We start from the raw sequence: 19,813 nt of genomic DNA, 5'->3' as shown, positions 1-19,813 counted from the left end.
AACGTTTACCTCCCTGTCATGCCGCGGAGTCCCGCCGCTCCTAAGCCTCGCCGCACGAAGCAAACCCCAGGGGAGCACATCCATGAAAACTTCGCTCAAGGCGAGTGTCGCGCTCGTTGCGCTGGCCGCGCCGGCCTTCGCCCAGGACATCGTCCAGGCCGATTCCGAGTGGTTCACCAACGGCGCCGCCGCCGTCGAGGCCCGTGCCGCCGCCACGCCGAACACCGGCACCGCGCGCAACGTGATCCTGTTCGTCGCCGACGGCATGGGCGTCGGCACGAATTATGCCGTCCGGCTCTTCGCCGGCCAGCAGGCGGGCGGGCTCGGCGACGATTACGTCCTGCCCTATGAAGCCTTCCCGAACTCGGCCCTCGTCAAGACCTACACGATCAACGGCCAGACCCCCGACAGCGCCCCGACCGCCGGCGCCATGAACACCGGCATCAAGCAGCGCAACGAGATGATCAACGTCACCGGCGACGTCATGGTCGACGATTGCCAGGGCGGGCTCGACGCCGCGCCGCTGACGCTGCTCTCCGAGATCGCGACCGACATGGGCAAGTCCGTCGGCATCATCTCCACCGCGCGTCTCACCCACGCCACCCCGGCTGCCGTCTATGCCCGCACCGTGAACCGGAACTGGGAAGACGACACCGCGATCCCGGAAGGCTGCGGTCAGGTCGACATCGCCGCCCAGATGATCGAGGCCATGAAGGCCGGCACGCTCGACCTCGCCCTCGGTGGCGGCGGTCGCTACTTCGTCTCCGCCGACGTGACCCTCGACGAGGGCTACACCGGTGTCCGCGCCGATGGCCGTGACATGATCTCGGAAATCACCGAGATGGGCGGCCAGTTCGCCTGGAACGCCGAGACGCTCGAAGGCCTGACGCCCTCGCTCGAGACCGGCCCGATCCTCGGCTTCTTCGAGAATTCCCACATGGAATACGAGGCCGACCGCTCCGACGAGCCGTCGATCGCCGAGATGACCGCCTTCGCCATCGAGACGCTCTCCCAGAACGAGGGCGGCTTCTACCTCGAGGTCGAGGGCGGCCGGGTCGACCACGCCAACCACGGCGGCAACCTTGCCCGCGCCGTGGCGGACGGTGTCGCCTTCGCCGAGGCCGTGCAGATGGCCATCGACATGACCGACGCGTCCGAGACGCTGATCATCGTCACCGCCGACCACGAGCATGCCATCGCCTTCAACGGCTATTGCGGCCGCGGCTCCGACATCCTCGGCCTCTGCCTCGACGTGAACACCCAGGGCGTGGAAGGCACCGAGCCGCTCCTCGCGGCCGACGGCAAGCCCTACACCGTCGCCGGCTACCTGAACGGCGCCGGCTCGGTCATCACCGAGCAGGAAGACGGCACCTGGTCCGGCGCCCGCCCCGACCTGACCGAGGAAGAAGCCACCGACCTCGACTACCTCCAGCAGGCGCTCGTGCCGATGGGCTCCGAGACGCATTCCGGTGAAGACGTCGCCATCTGGGCCAACGGCCCCTGGGCGCATCTCGTCAACGGCACGATGGAGCAGAACGAGATCTTCCACGTGATCAACCACGCGATCTCTGCCGAGTGACCCTCGCCTGATCCTGCGGCGGGCTGCCTTCTCCGGCGGCCCGCCGTTTCCCTTGACCTGAGGGTGAGCCCGCCAGCGACTCGCCGCAGCCGGAGCATCCGACATGAACCGACGCCGCTTCCTTTCCACGTCCGCCGCCGCCGCCGCTGCAGTCGCCGCCCGGCCGGCGCTCGCCGCCGAGGCCATCCTCCTGCGCGATCTCTACAACCGCGATATGACCTTCACCGAGCTCGCCCTCTCGCTCGAAGGGCGCGAGGTCACGCTCGAAGGCTACATGGCGCCGCCGCTCAAGGCCGACAGCACCTTCTTCGTCCTCACCCGCCGGCCGCTGACCGTCTGCCCCTTCTGCGAGACCGAGGCGGAATGGCCCGATGACATCGCCGCCATCCACACGCGGCGGATCTACGACGTCCAGCCCTTCAACGTGAAGCTCCTGACCACCGGCATCCTCGAGCTCGGCCCCGAGACCGAGCCGGACACCGGCTTCGTCAGCCGGCTGCGCCTGACCGAAGCGCGCTTCGACCGGGTCTGAGCGATGACATTCCCGAACGGCGCCGCACTGGCGCTCCACGGCCTCGCCATCGAGGCCGGCGGGCGCCGCCTGCTGACGCTCCCCGCCCTCGCGCTCGCCCCGGGCGAGGCCCTCGCCGTGAACGGCCCCTCCGGCGCCGGCAAGTCGACGCTCCTTTACGCGCTCGCCGGGCTGATCCCCGCCAGCGCCGGCCGGATCGTCTGGGGCGGCGACGAGATCACGGCGATGAACGCCCCCGCCCGCGCCCGCTGGCGCCGCCGGCGGGTCGGGCTGGTCTTTCAGGACCATCAGCTCTTCGACGAGATGACGGCGCTCGACAATGCCGCGCTCAGTGCCGCCTATGCGCCGCCCTCCGAGCGGGCGGCGCTCCGCGCCGGGGCCGAGGGCTGGCTGGAGCGGCTCGGGCTCGGCAACAGGCTCCACCAGCGCGCCGCGACGCTCTCGGGCGGCGAGCGGCAGCGCGTCTCCATCGCGCGGGCGCTGGCGGCCGATCCCGAGGTGCTCCTCGCCGACGAGCCGACGGCCAGCCTCGACCGCGCCGCCGCCGACCGGCTGATCGCCGACCTCGCCGGGCTCGCCGGCACGCGGACCCTCGTCGCCGTCACCCATGATGCCGCCCTCACCGCCGCGCTCGGCCGGCGGCTGGAGATCCGCGACGGCGCCCCGGCGGCAGAGCCCGCCCGCCCCCTCGCCGAGGTGCCCGCCCATGCGTAACCTCTGGCTGTCGCTGCCGCTCTGGGCGGAGGACCTGCTCCTTACCCTCGCCCTTCTCCTCCCGGCGCTGATCCTCGCCGTGATCCTCCTCCGGGGGTTCGCCCCCGGGGCACTCATCCGCGACATGGGCCGGCGCTTCCTGCCGGCGAACCTCGCCTTCGTGGCGCTGATCGCCGCCGCCATCGCCATCGGCGCCGGGCTTCTCGCCGCCGAAAGGGGCCTGCGCGCCGGCACCGCCCGCGCCGCCGACCCGTTCGACCTCATCCTCGCCGCGCCCGGCAGCGAGCTGACGGCGATGATGGCGGCGGTCTATCTGCAGGCCTCGGACATGCCGCTGATCGACGGGCCCACCTTCGCGGAGGTCTCGGGCGACCCCGATGTCGCCCTCGCCGCGCCGCTCGCCTTCGGCGACAGCGCCGGGTCGGCGCCGGTGGTCGGCACGGTCGCCGCCTTCGTCGCCCATCTCTCCCCCGAGCTCGCCGAGGGCCGCAGCTTCGCCGCCCATGAGGAGGCCGTGATCGGCGCCTTCGCGCCCTTCGCGCTCGGCGACGAGATCGAGCCGGCCCATGGCGCCGGCGATGCCGCCGACGAACATGCCCACGAGGGCCACCATTACGAGGTGGTCGGCCGGATGGCGCCCACCGGCTCCCCCTGGGACCGGGCGGTGATCGTGCCCATCGAGGCGGTCTGGGAGGTCCACGGCCTCGCCAACGGCCATGCGCTGGAGGCGGAGGAGCAGATCGGCCCGCCGTTCGATGCGGCCTATTTCCCCGGCACCCCGGCGATGCTGGTCCGGGCCCAGACGCTGGGCGGCACCTATCAGCTCCTTTCGCGCTACGGCCGCGACGACCTGATGGCCTTCCTCCCCGGCGCCGTGCTGGCGGGGCTTCAGGCGCGGCTCGGCGACGTGCGCGAGGCGCTGAGCCTCATGGCAACGGCGGCGCAGGTGCTGGTGACGCTCTCGGTGCTGTTGGCGCTGGCCATCCTCGTCCGCCTCTTCGCCCGGGCGCTGGCTTTGCTCCGCGCCCTGGGCGCGCCGCCCCGCTTCGTCGCGGCGGTGGTCTGGAGCTACGCGATGGGGCTCCTGTCGGTCGGCACCCTCCTCGGCCTCGCCCTCGGCTACGGCGCGGCGGCGGGGCTCTCGGCAGTGGTCACCGCGCGGACGGACGTGCTCGTCACCGCCACCCTTGGCTGGCCGGAGGTGAAGATGGCGGCGGGCTTCGTGAGCCTCACGGCGCTGATGGCGCTCCTCCCCGCCTGGGGGGCGCTGAGACGCGAGATCGTGGGGGCGCTTCGGGCGTGAGGGGGGCCGGGCTGAAGCCCGGCCTACGGGCGGGGCGCGTCAGATCCGGAGGCGCCTCAGTGCCGGCCCTCGATCTCCTTCCGCGCCGCTTCGGCGATGAAGGACGACCGCGTCAGCCCCCGCGCCCTTGCCGCCTCGTCGATGGCGGCCAGCATGCCCCGGTCGAGGCTGATATTGGCGCGGACGGGCCTCGCCTCCGACTGGATCAGCGGCACGGCGATGAGGACCGCGCCCGCGGCAATGTCCTCCGCCGCCGCGCGCCGCACGTCGGCCATGCTCCCGGGGGACACAGGCGGCATGTCCTCGAACCAGAGCTGCAGCGCCTCGATTGCCTTGGGAAGGAGATCGTCCACCCTGTCGGCGGCGGAGACACAGCCGGGCAGATCGGGGAAATGCAGGCCGTAGGCGCTGTCCCCCTCCTGATGCACGACGGCAATGAAATGCTTCATCCTGTCTCCCATCCCGCTGCCCGTGCGATGGCGCGTGCCGTGCCGACCGGCAGGTCCTTCTTCGGATGCGGGACGATGACCGTCCGCGCGCCCTTGCGATACTTGTGATGCGAGCCGCGCACCGAGACGAGCTCGAACCCTTCGGCCTCGAGCCGTTTCACGATGAGGCGGCTGTTGCGCTTCATGCGCAAATATATGCGCAAGATGTTGGAAAGGCAAACGGCCCGGCATCGCTGCCGGGCCGTCTGGTCATCGGGGCCGCGTCACTGGATGACGTGCCAGACGCCGCCGACGCCGTCGCCGTTGGTGTCGCCGGGGGCGGTGTCGCCGATCCAGTAGTAGAGCGGCATGCCGTCCAGCGCCCATTGCAGGGAGCCGTCGTCACGGGTGACGAGCGTGTAGCCGTCGCCTTCCTCGGCGCCCTCGGCGGCGAGGAACGGCGGCCAGTTCACGGCGCAATCGTCGTAGCAGACGGATGTGCCCTCGCTGTCGTTGTCGAAGGTGTAGAGCGTCATGCCGTCGGCATCGGCGAGGACGCCGGCATCGGTGGGGCCGACGCCCTCCGGCGCGGCGAGGGCGAGGCTGCCGGTCAGGGCGAGGCCGGCGGCAGCGGCTAGGAGCAGTCTGGTCATGTGGTCCTCCGGGGTTCAGGCGTTATGTGGCGGCAGGATACGCCCGCGCCGCGCGCCGGTCGCCCATGTGTCGCGCCGCTCCCCGGAACGTGACAGGGCCGGGGGTCTCCCCCCGGCCCCGCGGTTCAGCTCAGTTCCGGGCCTTGTCGACCAGCTTGCCCTTGCCGATCCACGGCATCATGCCGCGGAGCTTCTCGCCGACCTGCTCGATCTGGTGCTCGTCGTTGAGACGCCGGGTCGCCTTGAACATCGGCTGGCCGACGGCGTTCTCCTGCATGAAATCGCGGACGAACTTGCCGGTCTGGATGTCCGTCAGGACCTCCTTCATGCGCTTCTTGGTCTCCTCATAGGGGAGGATGCGCGGGCCGGAGACATACTCGCCGTACTCGGCGGTGTTCGAGATCGAGTAGTTCATGTTGGCGATGCCGCCCTCGTAGATGAGGTCGACGATCAGCTTCACCTCGTGCAGGCACTCGAAATAGGCCATCTCAGGCTCGTAGCCGGCCTCGACCAGCGTCTCGAAGCCCATGCGGATCAGCTCGACGAGGCCGCCGCAGAGCACGGCCTGCTCGCCGAAGAGGTCGGTTTCGCATTCCTGGCGGAAGTTGGTCTCGATGATCCCAGAGCGGCCGCCGCCGATGGCGGAGCAATAGGAGAGGCCGATCTCCATGGCGCGGCCGGTCGCGTCCTGATCGACGGCGACGAGGCAGGGCACGCCGCCGCCCTTGACGTATTCGCCGCGCACCGTGTGGCCGGGCCCTTTGGGCGCCATCATGATGACGTCGACGCCCTTCTTCGGCTCGATGAGGCCGAAGTGGACGTTCAGCCCGTGCGCGAAGGCGATGGCGGCGCCTTCCTTGAGGTTGTCATGCACATGCTTCTTGTAGGTCGCGGCCTGCAGCTCGTCGGGCATGGTGAACATGATGAGGTCGCACCAGGCGGCGGCTTCGGCGATGCCCATGACCTGCAGCCCTTCGGCCTCGGCCTTCGCCTTGGAGGGCGAGCCCTCGCGGAGCGCGATGGCGACGTTCTTGGCGCCGGAATCGCGAAGGTTCAGCGCATGGGCATGGCCCTGCGAGCCGTAGCCGAGAATGGCCACCTTCATGTCCTTGATGAGATTCACATCGCAGTCGCGATCGTAATAGACGCGCATCGGGTCCTCCTTGGATTTGCCGGGCGGGTGTAGCCGCTCCCGCCCCTTGCTTCGAGAGGGAGGCTGGCGGTATTTTGCGCCTCGCGGGATGCGATCATGCGCGGATTGGCGAAAAACCGGAGATATCATGCTCGACGATGTGGACAGGCGGCTCCTCCGCCTCTGGCAGGCCGAGCCGGAGCTGCCTCTGGCCGAGCTCGCCGAGCGCGCCGGGATCTCGGCGCTGAAGGCCGGGCGGCGCGTGGCGAAGATGGAGGAGGCGGGGGTGCTCCGGGGGCAGGAGGCGGTGATCGACTGGCGGGCGCTGGGCTATGCCGTCGCCGTGAGCCTGCGCATCACGCTCGACAAGACCGCCCCCCGGGCGTTCGAAGATTTCCTCCAGGGGGCTAGGGCGATCCCCGAGGTGACGGAGATCCAGACCTTCCTCGGCCGCGTCGACGTGCGGCTGCATGTCATCGCCCGCGACCTCGGCCATTACCAGGACATCTACCGGCGGCGCATCCTCACGCTGCCCCATATCGCCGATATCGAGAGCCTGATGACGCTGACCGAGGTGAAGCGCGACGAGGCGCTGCCCTTATGATCGAGCTCGACGAGACCGACCGGCAGCTCCTGCGCCTTCTGGTCGCCGATGCTTCCCTGCCGACCGCGGAGCTCGGCCGGCGGCTGGGGCTGAGCCAGCCCGCCACATGGCGGCGCGTGAAGCGGCTGAAGGAGGCGGGGGTGATCGCCGGGCGGCGTCTGAGGCTCGATCCGGCGGCGCTGGGCTTCGGCGTGACGGTCTTCCTCGGCGTGAAGCTCGCCGCGAAGAGCCAGGTCAACCTCGCCGATTTCGAGCGCGCCGTGGGGGCGATCCGCGAGGTGCAGCTCGTCGAGCATGTGCTCGGGCTCTACGACTTCCGTCTCCGCGTCGTGGCGCGCGACCTCGCCGATTTCGAGCGGGTGCTGCGGCGGCGGATCATGACGCTGCCGGGGGTGGGGGCTCTGGAGGCGAATGTGCTGTTGAGCGAGGAGCGGCGGCCGGGGCCGATCTGACGATTCGGGGGGGCCGGCCCGTGCCGGGCCGGGCGGAGGCTCTGCCTCCACACCTCCGAGGTATTTTTGGCCAGATGAAGGAGGCGGTCAGGAGGCGCCGAGGCCGAGCCGCATGAGGCCGTGGCGGACCGGCGCCGCCCCGTGGAGCACCTGCAAGGCGGCGGCGCGGAGATCGCGCAGGGGCGGCAGGCCGGCGATGGCGGCGCGGTTGAGCGCGTCGATGCCGGCGATGCGGGTGCGGATGTCGGGGGCGCGGCGGTGGGCATAGGCGGCCAGCATCTGCGGCGTGCCGAGGCTTTCGGGGGTTGCCAGATCGAGGAGGGCGCGGAGGTCGGCCAGCGACATGTTGAGCCCCTGCGCGCCGATCGGCGGCACGACATGGGCGGCCTCGGCGATCAGCGCCATGCGCTTCTCCGTCAGCGCCGTGGCGCGCTGGGCGATGATCGGCCAGGCCTGCCGGGGGGAGGCGAGCGTGAGCGGCCCGAGCACACCGGCGGAGCGCTCGGTGGCGGCGGCGGCGAAAGCCTCCTCCGGCAGGGCGGCGAGGCGGAGGACCTCCTCCCCCCGCTCCATCCAGACGACGGCGGAGGCGGGGCGGCCCGCGATATCGGGCAGGGGGACCAGCGTGAAGGGGCCTCCCGTCCGGTGGACCTCGGTCGAGACCTCCTCATGCGGGCGCTCGTGCGTGACCGTGAAGACCAGCGCCTTCTGGCCGTAGCGAAAGGTCTCCACCCCGATGCCATAGGCCTGGCGCACGGCGGAGCCGCGCCCGTCGGCGCCGACGAGGAGCCGCGTGGCGAGGCGGCTGCCATCCGTCAGCCGCACGAGCGCCTCGGCGTCGCGCGGGGTGACGCCGGCGAAACCGGTGCCCTGGCGGAGCGTCACGGGCAGCTCGGCGAGCCGCGCCGTCAGCGCCTCGCGGATGAGGGCATTGGGGATGTTCCAGCCGAAGGGCTCGGTGCCGTCGCCCGCCTCGCGGCTGTCGAAATCGGCGACGACGCGCGGCTCGGGCGTGGGGCCGCCGGCATCCACCAGGCGCATGATGCGCAGCGGTGTCGCATGGGGCGCGAGATGGGCCCAGATGCCCGCCTCCTCCAGAAGCGCCCGGGCCGGCTGCAGGAAAGCGGTCGAGCGGTGATCGATCGGGGCGTCGGCCGGGGCGGGGTCGACGAGGGTGACGGAATAGCCCGCCGCGCCGAAGGTGGCCGCGGACGTGAGCCCGGCGATGCCGCCGCCGGCGATGAGGAGGTCGCTGTCCATGCGCCCTTCTACGCCCGGGCGCGGGCGGGCGCGAGGGGGCGGGCCCGGCCCGGAGGTCTTGACCCAACGGCAGGGTCCGGGGTCGCATGGCCGGGTCATTTCGTATGGAGATTGCCATGAAACGCCTTCTTGCCCTGCCGCTTTGCCTCGCCGCCTGCACGACGGGCCCCGGCTCGCTCACGCCGCTGGAGATCACCGAGACCCAGGCGGTGATCGCGGGGGCCATGATCTCTCGCCCCGGTTTCGGGGTGGCCTATGCCTCGACGCTGCCGGACGGCACGCCGATCCGCTGCACCTTCATCGATCAGGCCTCGGCCGGGTCCGTCGACATGAGCCGGGCGCGGGCCGCCTATGCCGCCTTCCCGCCGGGCGGCACGCCGGAGGCGGTCTTCGGGCCCCGCGCCGAGGCGGCCTGCCCGAAGCCTTAGGCCCGCGCTCAGACGAGCCGGGAGAGGAAGGCCGCGAGGTCGTCGGTGTGGTGGTGGATATGGTCCTGCGGCAGGGGCTCGGGGGCCACATGCACCGTTCGCATCCCCAGCGCATGGGGCACGGCGAGGTTGCGCGGGTCGTCCTCGAACATGGCGCCCTCCGCGGGCGCGAGGCCGTCGAGGGCGAAGACCGCCTCGAAGGCCGCCTGCGCCGGTTTGGCGCGGTAGCCGGCATGTTCGATGCCGTAGACCGCGTCGAAGAGCCCGGTGAGCCCCCGCGCCGCCAGCACCTTCTCGGCATAGGGCCGGTCGCCGTTCGTGTAGACGATCCGCCGGCCGGGCAGGGCGGCGAGGGCGTCGGCCAGCGCCGGATCCTCCGGCAGGACGGAGAAGTCGATGTCGTGCACATCGGCGAGGAAGGGCCCCGGCGCGATGTCGTGCATCGCCATCAGCCCCGCGAGCGTCGTGCCGTGGTCGCGCCAGTAGGCGGAGCGGAGCGCGTCGGCCTCCGCCTCGCTCACGCCCAGCTCACGCGCGACCCAGGCGCGCATCCGCGCCTCGATCTGGTCGAAGAGGCGGACGGCGGGCGGGTAGAGCGTGTTGTCGAGGTCGAAGACCCAGACGCGGACATGATCGAAGCCGGACATGCCCCTCCCCTGCCGCGCCGGGGCGGCCGGCGCAAGGCCGCTTGATCGGCCGGTGTGGGGGGCCTAGGCTCGCCGCCACCCCTCGGGAGCGCCCATGTCCACCCAGAAGACCCCCCAGAAAGATGCCTATCGGCTGATCCTCGACGCCATCGACGCCGGCCAGTACCGCCCGGGCGACCGGCTGGTGGAGAGCGAGCTGGCGGAGCGCTTCGGCGTCAGCCGCACGCCGATCCGCGAGGCGCTGCAGCGGCTGGAGACCCAGGCGATCCTCACGCGGGACGGGCGCTCGATGATCGTGGCGAGCCTCGATCACAACCAGCTCGCCGAGCTCTACGTCGTGCGCGGCGAGCTCGAGGGGCTGGCCGCGCGGCTCGCGGCGCGCAATGCCACGCCGGAGGAGATCCGCGTTTTGCGCGACATGCTGGAGGCCGACCGGGCGCTGGTGGGCGACCCCGACGCCATGGCGCGGGCCAACCGGCGGTTTCACAAGCAGATCCACCTGGCGTCGCACAACCGCTTCCTCGTGCGGCAGCTCGACCTCGTGCACCGCTCGATGGCGCTCCTCGCCAGCACCTCCATCGCCGCCGAGGGCCGGGGCGCGCGGACGCTGGACGAACACGAGACCATCGTGACCGCCATCGAGGCGGGCGATGGCGACGGCGCCTGCAAGGCGCTCCGCGAGCATATCTCGCGCGCCTTCATTACCCGGCTCAAGCTCGACGCGCGGGATGTGGAGGCGGCGCGGCCCTAGGCGGGGGCGGCTCCTCCGCCATCACGCCATGGGCGGTCTTGTCCCAGTAGAAGGGCGTCACGACGATCTCGTAGAGCGCCTTGAGCAGCGCCAGCGTGGCCATGGGGAAGTAGATCCAGAGGAGCGGATAGGCGAACGCGAGCCAGGGCCGGCCCGAGCGGGCGGCGGCGATGGCGAAGGTGAGAAGGCTCACCACCAGCGCCGCGCCTTGCGTCGCCAGTAGCGTCACCAGTGCCCAGCCCGGCAGGGCCGCCAGCGGATGCGGCAGGCCGAGGGCGAGAAGCCAGTAGCTCCACACCAGCGGCGCCAGCAGGAATTGCAGCAGCGTGCCTAGGAAGATGAGCTGCACCGCCCAGAAGCCGGCCGTGCCGACGTCGCGCCAGAGCGCCGCCGGCGCGCGCATATGGGCGGCCCAGGTCATCGCATAGCCCTTCAGCCAGCGCGAGCGCTGCCTGATCCAGGGGCGGGGCAGGCCTGTCGCCTCTTCCTTCGTCACGGTATCGATCAGCTCGGTGCGGTAGCCGGCGCGGTGGAGCCGCAGGCCGAGGTCGGCGTCCTCGGTGACGTTATGCGCATCCCAGCCGCCGAGCCGGGCGAGGATGTCGCGCCGCAGGAACAGCGTCGTGCCGCCCAGGGGGACGGGCAGGCCCATGGCCGCGAGCCCGGGCAGGACGACGCGGAACCAGGCGGCATATTCGAGCGTGAAGCAGCGGGTGACCCAGTTGGCGCCCGGATTGTAGAAATCGAGCGCGCCCTGCAGGCAGGCGACCCGGGGCGGCGCGGTGGCGAAGCGGGCGGCGACGCGGCGGAGCTGGTCGGGGGCCGGCGCATCCTCGGCGTCGTAGATGCCGACGATGCGGCCGCGCGCCAGCGTTAGCGCGTAGTTCATCGCCCGGGGCTTGGTCCGCAGGCCCCCCTCCGGCACGCGTATGACGCGGGCATGGGGGGGCAGGGTGGCGCGGGCGATGGCGGCTTCGGTCTGCGGGTCGTCCGCCTCGAGGATCAGGCAAAGGTCCAGCCGGTCGGTCGGATAGTCGAGCGCGCCGAGGCGGCGGAGGAGGGCGGAGGCGATCTCGCGCTCACGGAAAAGCGGCACGAAAAGCGAGATGCGGGGCAGGAGCTCGGGGAGCGCACCAGCCTGGGCGGCGGGCGCCGTGACGGCCCGCCCGAGGATCAGCGCCGCGAGGCGGAGGCCGGTGAAGGCGAGCCCGACGAGGCTGGCGAAGAGGCAGAGCCCCAGCGTGACGGCGAGCGGCGCGGCGAGGAGCGCGGCAAGAGGCAGCAGAAGCCAGAGCGCCACCAGCCGGGCCTGATCCTCCGCCGAGCGGCGGCCGAGCCCGCGGCAGGACAGGTCCTCCGGCAGCTGCATCTCCGCCCGCGCCGCGACGCCGCTGCCCGCATCGCGCATCAGTGCGGCCCGCAGCCTGTCCGGCGCCGCCACCGCCAGACGCACGGGGCCGAGCACCGCCTCATAGGCCGGAAGCCGGTGGCGGATCGCCCCGGCCTCGGCAGCGAGCAGCAGCACCGCCCCGCCGCAGCGCCGCCATGGCAGAACCTGGTCGGCGATGCAGGTCTCTCCGCCGAGCCGGGCAATCAGCGCGGGATCGGCAGGCTGGGCGACGGGGTCGACCCGCCAGGGCCCGCGCGGGTCGGGCCGTTCGGGCGCGGGCGGGCGGACCTCCGGGCGCTCGACACGCCAGAGAAGGGTCGATTCGGGTTGCATGGGCCTCCCCAGGCTGTGACCCAGCCTAGGCGCCGCATGCTTAACGCATTGTTAAATTAACCAATTCCCGCCGGCTCAGCCGGCGACGGCGGCGCCCTTCCGCTCGGCCATGGCGGCGGCGAAGCGTTCGAAGAGGTAGTAGCTGTCCATCGGGCCGGGGGAGGCCTCGGGGTGGTACTGCACGGAATAGACCGGGCGCCCCTCGATGCGGATGCCGCAGTTGGAGCCGTCGAAGAGGCTCACATGCGTCTCCTTCACGCCGACGGGCAGGGTCTGGCTGTCGACGGTGAAGCCGTGGTTCATCGAGGTTATCTCGACCTTGCCCGTCTCCATGTCTTTCACCGGATGGTTGGCGCCGTGGTGACCGTGGTTCATCTTGACCGTGCGGGCGCCGAGCGCGAGGGCCAGCATCTGGTGGCCGAGGCAGATGCCGAAGAGCGGCAGCTCGGTCTTCTCCACCAGGTCGCGGATCGCGGGCACGGCATAGACGCCGGTCGCCGCCGGATCGCCCGGGCCGTTCGACAGGAACACGCCGTCGGGCTCGTGGGCCAGCACATCCTCCGCCGTGGCGGTCGCCGGCAGCACGGTCACGTCGCAGCCGGCCGAGGCGAGCGAGCGCAGGATGTTGCGCTTGGCGCCGTAGTCGATGGCGACGACGCGGTGCTTGGGCGCCTCGAGCCGCGCGTAGCCGGCGGGCCAGGCCCAGCGCATCTCGTCCCAGCGGTAGCTCTGGCGGGTGGAGACCTCCTTCGCGAGGTCGAGCCCGACGAGGCCGGGGAAGCCCCGCGCCTCCGCCACCAGGGCGGCGATGTCGAAATTCCCCTCCGGGTCATGGGCCAATGCGGCATGGGGCGAGCCCTGCTGGCGGATCGCCCGGGTCAGACGGCGGGTGTCGACGCCGCCGATGCCGATGCGGCCGCGGGAGGCGAGCCAGCCCTCCAGATCCTGCGCGGCGCGCCAGTTGGAGGGTTCGGTCGGGTCCCACTTCACCACCAGCCCGGCGGCGGCCGGCTCCGCCGTTTCGTCATCGTCGGGATTGGTGCCGACATTGCCGACATGGGGGAAGGTGAAGGTGACGATCTGCCCGGCGTAGGAGGGATCGGTCATGATCTCCTGATAGCCGGTCATGGCCGTGTTGAAGCACAGCTCCGCCACCGCCTTGCCCGTCGCCCCGAAGCCGCGGCCGTAGAAGATCGTCCCGTCGGCGAGAGCCAGGCAGGCGGTCGGTCTGGCCGGGGCGGCGTTTTGCATCGGGGCGCTCCTTGGCGGCGGCATGTCGGGTGTTCCGGGCTATCTAGAAGCGGGCCCGGGGGGCGTCAAGCTGGCGGGGGCCGGGGCGGGGCCGCACGGGGGCGCACGGGGGCTGACCCGGGCGGTGCGCAAGTTGACGTGACGGAGCGGCACGGTTGTGGGCGTGCTGCTAAATCGTTACAAGGGCCTCTTGTCGCCCCGCAGGGGGCCCAGAGGGAACCGAACCATATGGATTTGCGCAGCCGCATCAATGTGGCGCTCAAGGATGCCATGCGGGCGAAGGAGGCGGATCGCCTCTCGACGCTCCGCCTCATCAACGCCGCGATCAAGGACCGCGACATCGCGGCCCGCGGCGAGGGCGAGGACGGCGGTGTCTCCGATGCCGAAGTGACCAGCATCCTCGGCAAGATGGTCAAGCAGCGCCACGAGAGCGCCCGGGCCTATGCCGAGGCCGGCCGTGTCGAGCTGGCCGGCAAGGAAGAGGCCGAGGTCAAGGTGATCGAGGAGTTCCTGCCGAAGCCGCTCGGCGAGGCCGAGACGGAAGACGCCGTGGATGCCGCGATCGCCGAGGTCGGCGCCGACAGCATCCGCGACATGGGCAAGGTCATGGCCGAGCTGAAGGGCCGCTATGCCGGCCGCATGGATTTCGGCAAGGTCGGTGCCATGGTGAAGGCGCGGCTCGGCTGAGCCCTCACCCTTCCGGCGGCGGCTGACGCCCCGCCGGCCGCGCCCCGTGGCGCACGCGTGCGAGCCGCAGCTCCAGATCCCCCGCGAGCTGCCGCCGCTCCTCCGGCGCGAGGAAGGCGCCGAGCTCCACCACACGGCCGGCCCCCTTCAGCGTCAGGTAATCCTCGCTCGGGCCGCCCGCCTTGTGGAGCTTGACCTCGACCCAGTAGGGATTCGCCTCGAAGCTCAGCTCGACGCCCGACGGGTCGCGCCGGGTGAGGTGCAGCTTGTCCTCCCAGATCCGCAGATGCTCGCTCAGCCGCTCGCGCGTGGCGGCATTCGCGCGCAGCGCCCACCAGATGCCGGCGAGGGCCGCGAGCAGGAAGGCCAGCAGCACCCAGAGCACCGGCGTGCCGAGCAGCGCCATCAGCGGCAGCGTCATCAGCGCGGTGGTCGCGACGATGAAGGTGACGAAGCCGGAGGGGGCGAGCGAATTGTTCGGCCAGAGCGTGAGCTCGCAGCAGGGCGGGTCGCCCTGCGCGTGGCTTTGATGCGAAACGGCCCCGGATGATGCATCCGGGGCCGCCTCGAAATCCCTTACCCAGGCGTAGGGCACTTAATGCGCGTGGCTCTTGTCCCAGTCCGACTGCTTGGGGAGCGTCTCGAACGTATGCTCCGGCGGCGGGCAGGGCAGGGTCCATTCCAGCGTGTCGGCCCATTCGTTCCAGGGGTTGTTCACGGTGATGCGCTTGCCGGCGAAGAGCACCCAGAAGGTCACCACGATGAAGAACACGAAGGAGGCGAAGGCGATGAAGGCGCCGATCGACGAGATCTGGTTCCAGAAGGCGAAGGCCTCGGGATAGTCGATGTAGCGGCGCGGCATGCCCTGACGGCCGAGGAAGTGCTGCGGGAAGAAGGTCAGGTTCGCGCCGATGAACATGGCCCAGAAGTGCAGCTTGCCGGCCCATTCGGGGTACATCTTGCCGGTGAACTTCGGAAAGTAGAAATACATGCCCGCGAAGATGGCGAAGACGGCGCCGAGGCTCATCACGTAGTGGAAGTGTGCGACGACGTAGTAGGTGTCGTGATAGGCGCGGTCGATGCCGGCCTGGGAGAGCACGACGCCGGTGACGCCGCCCACGGTGAAGAGGAAGAGGAAGCCGAAGGCCCAGAGCATCGGCGTCTTGAACTCCACCGAGCCGCCCCACATCGTGGCGATCCAGCTGAAGACCTTCACGCCCGTCGGCACGGCGATGACCATGGTGGCGAGCATGAAGTAGCTCTGCTGCGTCAGGCTCATGCCGACCGTGTACATGTGGTGCGCCCAGACGACGAAGCCGAGCACGCCGATGGCGACCATGGCGTAGACCATCGGCAGGTAACCGAAGATCGGCTTGCGGCTGAAGGTGGCGATCACGTGGGAGATGATGCCGAAGCCGGGCACCACGATGATGTAGACCTCCGGATGGCCGAAGAACCACAGGATGTGCTGGTAGAGGATCGGGTCACCGCCGCCCGAGGGCTGGAAGAAGGTGGTGCCGAAGTTGCGGTCCGTCAGCAGCATGGTGATGGCGCCGGCGAGCACGGGCAGGGCCAGAAGGATCAGCCAGGCGGTGACGAAGATCGACCAGGCGAAGAGCGGCACCTTGTGCAGCGTCATGCCGGGGGCGCGCATGTTGAGGAAGGTGGTGATCATGTTGATGGCGCCGAGGATCGACGAGGCGCCGGAGAGGTGCACGGCGAAGATCGCGAGGTCCATCGACATGCCGGGCTCGCTGGTGGAGAGCGGCGGGTAGAGCACCCAGCCGACGCCCGAGCCGAGCTGCCCGTCGCCGCCGGGGGCGAAGAGCGAGGCGATGCCGAGCGAGACGCCCGCCACATACATCCAGAACGAGAGGTTGTTCATGCGCGGGAAGGCCATGTCCGGCGCGCCGATCTGCAGCGGCATCAGGTAGTTGCCGAAGCCGCCGAAGAGCGCCGGGATGACGACGAAGAACATCATCAAGACGCCGTGATAGGTGATCATGACGTTCCACAGGTGGCCGTTCGGCGTACAGGTGCCCGGATCGGCGGCGGAGAAGATCCGCATGCCTTCCATGCACATGAACTGGACGCCCGGGTGCATCAGCTCGAGCCGCATGTAGACGGTGAAGAGCACGGCGATGAAGCCGACGACGCCGGAGACCACAAGATAGAGGATCCCGATGTCCTTGTGGTTGGTGGACATGAACCAGCGGGTGAAGAACCCCCGCTCGTCGTGGTGCTCCGATCCGTGGATGGCCGCATCTGCCATGGGGGTGCTCCTGCGAATACATGGGATGGCACGGGCGCCGCGCCGGACTCTCTTTTGGGGCTTCTAGTCCGTGGGGCGCGGAAGGGCAAGATTTCGCCGGTCCGTTCGGCCGCGGGGAAACGGGCGGACCCCGGGCGGCGGCGCGCAGCGGGAAACGGCGGCTCGAGCGGCCCTCGCGGGCGGGCTTGAGCGACCCTCGCGGGGCCGTCCGGCCGCTAGTCCGCCGCCTTTCCCTCGGCCTCCCGCAGGGCCGCCGGCCCCTCCTCGAACACCGCGGCGAAACTTGTGCGGAGTGCCAGGTCGAGGTCGGCCATCGTCACCGGCAGGCCGAGATCGACGAGGCTGGTGACGCCATGGCCCGAGATGCCGCAGGGCACGATGCCGCTGAAATGGCCGAGGTCGGGCTCCACGTTGATCGAGATCCCGTGGAACGATACCCATTTGCGCAGACGGATGCCGATGGCGGCGATCTTGTCCTCCCTCGGGGAGCCGTCCGGCAGGGGCGGCTTGTCCGGCCGGGGGACCCAGACGCCGACGCGGCCCGGGCGGACCTCGCCCGTGACGTTGAAGGCGGCGAGCGCCCCGATGATCCAGGCCTCCAGCGCCTCGACGAAGGCGCGGACGTCACGGCCGCGGCGGCCGACGTCGAGCATCACATAGGCGACCCGCTGGCCTGGCCCGTGATAGGTGTATTGCCCGCCGCGCCGCGCCTCGAAGACGGGGAAACGCGCGTCGAGCAGGTCCTCCGCCCGCGCCGAGGTGCCGGCGGTGTAAAGGGGCGGATGCTCGAGGAGCCAGACGAGCTCTTCCGCGCGGCCCTCGGCGATGGCGGTCGCTCGCGCCTCCATCTCGGCCAGCGCCATCTCGTAGGGCACGAGGCCCTCGCTCGTGCGCCACTCAACCATGGGGCGACGACAGGAGGCCGGATTTGCGCAGATCGGGCAGATAGGTGCGGCTCACCGGCAGCTCGCGGCCGTCGCGCAGGATGACGACGCCGCGCGCGCCCTCGCGGCGGACGGCCTGCACCTGGGGCAGGGCCACCCAGTGGGAGCGGTGGATCTGGAGGCCCGGCGTGTCGCCGGTCTCGCTGATGGCATCGCGAAGGCGCATGAGTATCTGCTCGCAGCCGCGGGTCGTGGTGACCACCACATAGTGATCCTTCACCGAGATGGAAACGAGCTCGCCCTGCGCCTCGGGCGTAAGCCGGTCGAGAAGCCGGGGCGGCGCCGGCGGGGCTTCAGCTGGCGGGGGCTGGTGGCGCGTCTCCTCCACATAGCTGAGCGCGAGGCTGAGGAGGAAGGTCACCCCGCCGACATTGACGAGCAGCACGCGCTCGTAATCCGGCGCGCCGGGCCAGATGTCGAAATAGATTCCGTTGAGAAAGACCACGCCGCCGAAGACCATCAGGGTCGTCAGGATCGCCGTTGCCAGCGCGAGCCGGGCCGGCGGCAGATCGGGGGCGCGGCAATGGACATAGGCATGCGCCAGCTTGCCCGCGACGGCCGAGAGCATGACGACGACGAGCCAGTATCCGAACCGCGCCGGCGGCTGGAGCAGGACATCCGTCTCGAAGGGCGCGACGATCGTGAAGATCACCGCCAGCGCCGTCACGACGCTCAGCGACCGCATTGAAAAGACCGCATCCTTCGTTTCACGAAGCGCAAGGCGCAACGGAAGGGCGCGGGGGGTGGGAACCGTCAATGGGCGAGACCTGTCTGGGATCGAGATGTTCACAGACATAGACATTGGCCCGCGCCGCAAGCAACGTTCGATGCATTCCGCAACGTCAGGTCACGGAGTGGTGAGGGCGCAACAGGGGCGCTGGGCCGGGGTTGGCGCCGTGCCCGGGCAGGGCACCGGCAGGGCTGTGCCGGGCGCCATGGCGAAATCTCCCCGCGCCGCCGCTTTCCCTCTTCACATCCCCCGCGCCCTTAGATAGAGAGCCGCGCACCAGCCAAGACAGTGCGGTCGTGGCGGAATTGGTAGACGCGCAGCGTTGAGGTCGCTGTGGGGTAACTCCCGTGGAAGTTCGAGTCTTCTCGACCGCACCAGTCTTTGCCGGCTCCCCCTCGGGGGGCTGCCGCCTTCCTCAAGGACAGGCTTGACCTTCCCGCCGCTGGAACCTGCATCCTTGCCGCTCGACAGATGTGTCGCGGGGGGAGGCCCATGCACAGCAATCCGAGCCGAGCCACCGCCTTGCGGTGGATGCCCTGGACCGGCGCCGACGGGCGCCTGTCGCCGCTGAAGCTCGCAGTCTTCCTGGCGCTGCTCTACCCGGCGGGCTGGATGCTGCTGGAATGGAACAAGGGCATCTGGATGGTGCCGCAGGCCGACCTGACCTACTGGTCCGGCGTCTGGGCGATCTGGGTGCTGCTCGCGAGCCTCGCCGTCACGCCCGCCCGGCGAATCCTGCGCTGGGGCCGGCTCCTGCAGGTTCGGCGGATGATCGGTGTCGCGGCGCTGCTCTACACCATCGCCCATCTGGTCATCTATTTCTGGCTGCGCTTCTGGAACTGGGCGGAGATCGGCACCGAGGTGGTGACCCGCCTGTCGCTGATCCTCGCCACGCTGGCGCTCATCGGCCTGATCGCGCTCGGCGCCACCAGCTTCGATGCCGCCGTGCGCGCCATGGGGGCGGGCTGGCGGCGGCTGCATTGGTGGACCTATCCGGTCACCACGCTGGCGGTGATCCACTTCCTGCTCTCGCCCGGCTCCTTCGCCGGGATGCCCTTCCTCGTGCTGGGCTGCTTCGCCTGGCTCATGGGCTGGCGCTGGCTGGAGGCGCGGCGGCGCGGCACCGCACCGGGGGCGCTGCTCGCCCTCACCGCCGTCGCGGCGGCGGTGACGCTGGCGGCCGAAGCCCTGATGCCCTGGTGGCTTCTCGATGCCGATCCGGCATTCACGCTGTCGTTGAACGTCAGCTTCCTCCTCGGCGTGACGCCCGTCTACAAGGTGGCGGCGCTGGGCCTCGCCATCACGGCCGCGGCCTGGCTGCGCAATCGGGTCTAGGCGCTGGCGAGACCCTCGAGAATCGGGCAGTCGGGCCGCGTGTCGCCGTGGCAACGGTGGACGAGCTCACTCAGCGCGCCGCGCATCTGCTGAAGCTCGGCCATCTTCGCCTCGATCCGGGTCAGCGCGCCCTCGGCCAGCTCGCGCACATCGGAGCTGGCCCGCGACTTGTCCTCGTAGAGCGACAGGAGCGTCCGGCATTCGGCGACCGAAAAGCCCAGCCCGCGCGCCCGGGTCAGGAAGATCAGTTTGTGCCGATCCGCGTCGGAGAAAACGCGGTAGCCGTTGCCGCCCCGCGCCGGGCGGATCAGGCCGATATCCTCGTAATAACGGATCGTCTTGGCCGGGAGGCCGCTCGCCTCCGCCACTTCGCCGATATTCATGGCCG

23 protein-coding genes and 1 tRNA gene are annotated in these 19,813 nt (G+C 70.5%); 11 read left to right on the top strand and 13 right to left on the bottom strand.

From position 1 onward, the window contains the following. Positions 1–82: 82 nt before the first annotated feature. The 4 genes from ACAZ03_RS13025 (at position 83) to ACAZ03_RS13010 (ending at position 4,128) form a co-directional block, all read left to right on the top strand. Positions 83–1,579: an alkaline phosphatase gene (locus tag ACAZ03_RS13025; protein WP_373354201.1), complete on the top strand. Its 1,497-nt coding sequence runs from the start codon at positions 83–85 to the stop codon at positions 1,577–1,579. Between the two features lie 103 nt (positions 1,580–1,682). After that, entirely contained in the window at positions 1,683–2,111 is a 429-nt protein-coding gene (locus ACAZ03_RS13020; RefSeq protein ID WP_373354199.1) for a hypothetical protein, read from the top strand. A 3-nt stretch (positions 2,112–2,114) separates the two neighbouring features. After that, positions 2,115–2,825: an ABC transporter ATP-binding protein gene (locus ACAZ03_RS13015; protein ID WP_373354197.1), complete on the top strand. Its 711-nt coding sequence runs from the start codon at positions 2,115–2,117 to the stop codon at positions 2,823–2,825. Next, positions 2,818–4,128 (top strand): ABC transporter permease, encoded by a 1,311-nt coding sequence (locus ACAZ03_RS13010; protein WP_373354195.1) that lies wholly within the window; start codon positions 2,818–2,820, stop codon positions 4,126–4,128. The genes ACAZ03_RS13015 and ACAZ03_RS13010 overlap by 8 nt, the downstream gene beginning before the upstream one ends. A 56-nt stretch (positions 4,129–4,184) precedes the next feature. On the opposite strand, the gene ACAZ03_RS13005 is transcribed toward ACAZ03_RS13010, so the two are convergent. From ACAZ03_RS13005 to ilvC, 4 genes are all read right to left on the bottom strand, one after another. Continuing rightward, positions 4,185–4,577 carry a type II toxin-antitoxin system HicB family antitoxin gene (locus tag ACAZ03_RS13005; RefSeq protein WP_373354193.1) on the bottom strand — a complete coding sequence of 131 codons (393 nt, stop codon included), beginning with the start codon at positions 4,575–4,577 and terminating at the stop codon, positions 4,185–4,187. After that, entirely contained in the window at positions 4,574–4,762 is a 189-nt protein-coding gene (locus ACAZ03_RS13000; RefSeq protein WP_373354191.1) for a type II toxin-antitoxin system HicA family toxin, read from the bottom strand. Before ACAZ03_RS13000 ends, ACAZ03_RS13005 begins: the two co-directional genes overlap by 4 nt. A gap of 78 nt (positions 4,763–4,840) precedes the next feature. After that, entirely contained in the window at positions 4,841–5,209 is a 369-nt protein-coding gene (locus ACAZ03_RS12995; RefSeq protein WP_373354189.1) for a hypothetical protein, read from the bottom strand. Between the two features lie 130 nt (positions 5,210–5,339). Further along, positions 5,340–6,362, bottom strand: a complete 1,023-nt coding sequence (gene ilvC, locus ACAZ03_RS12990) for a ketol-acid reductoisomerase (RefSeq protein WP_373354187.1) — start codon at positions 6,360–6,362, stop codon at positions 5,340–5,342. Between the two features lie 127 nt (positions 6,363–6,489). Between ilvC and ACAZ03_RS12985 the strand changes: the two genes are divergently transcribed. Next, positions 6,490–6,945, top strand: coding sequence for an Lrp/AsnC family transcriptional regulator (locus ACAZ03_RS12985; RefSeq protein WP_373354185.1), 456 nt, complete (start codon positions 6,490–6,492; stop codon positions 6,943–6,945). After that, complete coding sequence (locus tag ACAZ03_RS12980; RefSeq protein WP_373354183.1) at positions 6,942–7,397, top strand: Lrp/AsnC family transcriptional regulator; 456 nt, start codon at positions 6,942–6,944, stop codon at positions 7,395–7,397. Before ACAZ03_RS12985 ends, ACAZ03_RS12980 begins: the two co-directional genes overlap by 4 nt. Before the next feature lie 87 nt (positions 7,398–7,484). Here the strand turns inward: ACAZ03_RS12980 and ACAZ03_RS12975 are convergent, their stop codons facing one another. Beyond that, complete coding sequence (locus tag ACAZ03_RS12975; RefSeq protein WP_373354181.1) at positions 7,485–8,657, bottom strand: FAD-dependent monooxygenase; 1,173 nt, start codon at positions 8,655–8,657, stop codon at positions 7,485–7,487. A gap of 116 nt (positions 8,658–8,773) precedes the next feature. Here ACAZ03_RS12975 and ACAZ03_RS12970 point away from each other — a divergent pair, with 116 nt between their 5' ends. Continuing rightward, positions 8,774–9,085 carry a hypothetical protein gene (locus ACAZ03_RS12970; protein WP_373354179.1) on the top strand — a complete coding sequence of 104 codons (312 nt, stop codon included), beginning with the start codon at positions 8,774–8,776 and terminating at the stop codon, positions 9,083–9,085. Between the two features lie 8 nt (positions 9,086–9,093). On the opposite strand, the gene ACAZ03_RS12965 is transcribed toward ACAZ03_RS12970, so the two are convergent. After that, positions 9,094–9,732: a pyrimidine 5'-nucleotidase gene (locus tag ACAZ03_RS12965; protein ID WP_373354178.1), complete on the bottom strand. Its 639-nt coding sequence runs from the start codon at positions 9,730–9,732 to the stop codon at positions 9,094–9,096. Between the two features lie 94 nt (positions 9,733–9,826). Here ACAZ03_RS12965 and ACAZ03_RS12960 point away from each other — a divergent pair, with 94 nt between their 5' ends. Then, positions 9,827–10,483, top strand: a complete 657-nt coding sequence (locus ACAZ03_RS12960) for a GntR family transcriptional regulator (RefSeq protein WP_373354176.1) — start codon at positions 9,827–9,829, stop codon at positions 10,481–10,483. Here the strand turns inward: ACAZ03_RS12960 and ACAZ03_RS12955 are convergent. Together ACAZ03_RS12955 and carA are read right to left on the bottom strand one after the other, a co-directional pair. Further along, entirely contained in the window at positions 10,443–12,206 is a 1,764-nt protein-coding gene (locus ACAZ03_RS12955) for a glycosyltransferase family 2 protein (protein ID WP_373354175.1), read from the bottom strand. The two genes, ACAZ03_RS12960 and ACAZ03_RS12955, sit on opposite strands and share 41 nt — an antisense overlap. Positions 12,207–12,281: 75 nt before the next feature. After that, entirely contained in the window at positions 12,282–13,457 is a 1,176-nt protein-coding gene (gene carA, locus ACAZ03_RS12950) for a glutamine-hydrolyzing carbamoyl-phosphate synthase small subunit (protein ID WP_373354174.1), read from the bottom strand. A gap of 228 nt (positions 13,458–13,685) precedes the next feature. On the opposite strand from carA, the gene ACAZ03_RS12945 reads away from it, so the two are divergent. Then, positions 13,686–14,144 (top strand): GatB/YqeY domain-containing protein, encoded by a 459-nt coding sequence (locus tag ACAZ03_RS12945; RefSeq protein ID WP_373354172.1) that lies wholly within the window; start codon positions 13,686–13,688, stop codon positions 14,142–14,144. 4 nt (positions 14,145–14,148) lie between these two features. Here the strand turns inward: ACAZ03_RS12945 and ACAZ03_RS12940 are convergent, their stop codons facing one another. From ACAZ03_RS12940 to ACAZ03_RS12925, 4 genes are all read right to left on the bottom strand, one after another. Beyond that, positions 14,149–14,739, bottom strand: coding sequence for a DUF2244 domain-containing protein (locus ACAZ03_RS12940; protein ID WP_373354171.1), 591 nt, complete (start codon positions 14,737–14,739; stop codon positions 14,149–14,151). After that, entirely contained in the window at positions 14,740–16,416 is a 1,677-nt protein-coding gene (gene ctaD, locus ACAZ03_RS12935; protein ID WP_373354170.1) for a cytochrome c oxidase subunit I, read from the bottom strand. Positions 16,417–16,631: 215 nt separating this feature from the next. Then, entirely contained in the window at positions 16,632–17,321 is a 690-nt protein-coding gene (gene lipB / locus ACAZ03_RS12930) for a lipoyl(octanoyl) transferase LipB (RefSeq protein ID WP_373354168.1), read from the bottom strand. Next, positions 17,314–18,045 carry a LytTR family DNA-binding domain-containing protein gene (locus tag ACAZ03_RS12925; RefSeq protein ID WP_373354166.1) on the bottom strand — a complete coding sequence of 244 codons (732 nt, stop codon included), beginning with the start codon at positions 18,043–18,045 and terminating at the stop codon, positions 17,314–17,316. The genes lipB and ACAZ03_RS12925 overlap by 8 nt, the downstream gene beginning before the upstream one ends. A 335-nt stretch (positions 18,046–18,380) precedes the next feature. Here ACAZ03_RS12925 and ACAZ03_RS12920 point away from each other — a divergent pair. Continuing rightward, positions 18,381–18,467, top strand: a tRNA-Leu gene (locus ACAZ03_RS12920). A gap of 115 nt (positions 18,468–18,582) precedes the next feature. Further along, positions 18,583–19,425: a sulfite oxidase heme-binding subunit YedZ gene (locus ACAZ03_RS12915; protein WP_373354165.1), complete on the top strand. Its 843-nt coding sequence runs from the start codon at positions 18,583–18,585 to the stop codon at positions 19,423–19,425. Here ACAZ03_RS12915 and cueR read toward each other — a convergent pair. Continuing rightward, on the bottom strand, positions 19,422–19,808 hold the full coding sequence (gene cueR / locus ACAZ03_RS12910) for a Cu(I)-responsive transcriptional regulator (RefSeq protein WP_373354164.1): 387 nt from the start codon (positions 19,806–19,808) through the stop codon (positions 19,422–19,424). The genes ACAZ03_RS12915 and cueR overlap by 4 nt on opposite strands. Between the last annotated feature and the right edge of the window lie 5 nt (positions 19,809–19,813).

The organism is Pseudoroseicyclus sp. CXY001 (assembly GCF_041714655.1).
Taxonomy (GTDB): domain Bacteria; phylum Pseudomonadota; class Alphaproteobacteria; order Rhodobacterales; family Rhodobacteraceae; genus Pseudoroseicyclus_A.
This window is presented reverse-complemented; position numbering and strand designations above follow the sequence as displayed.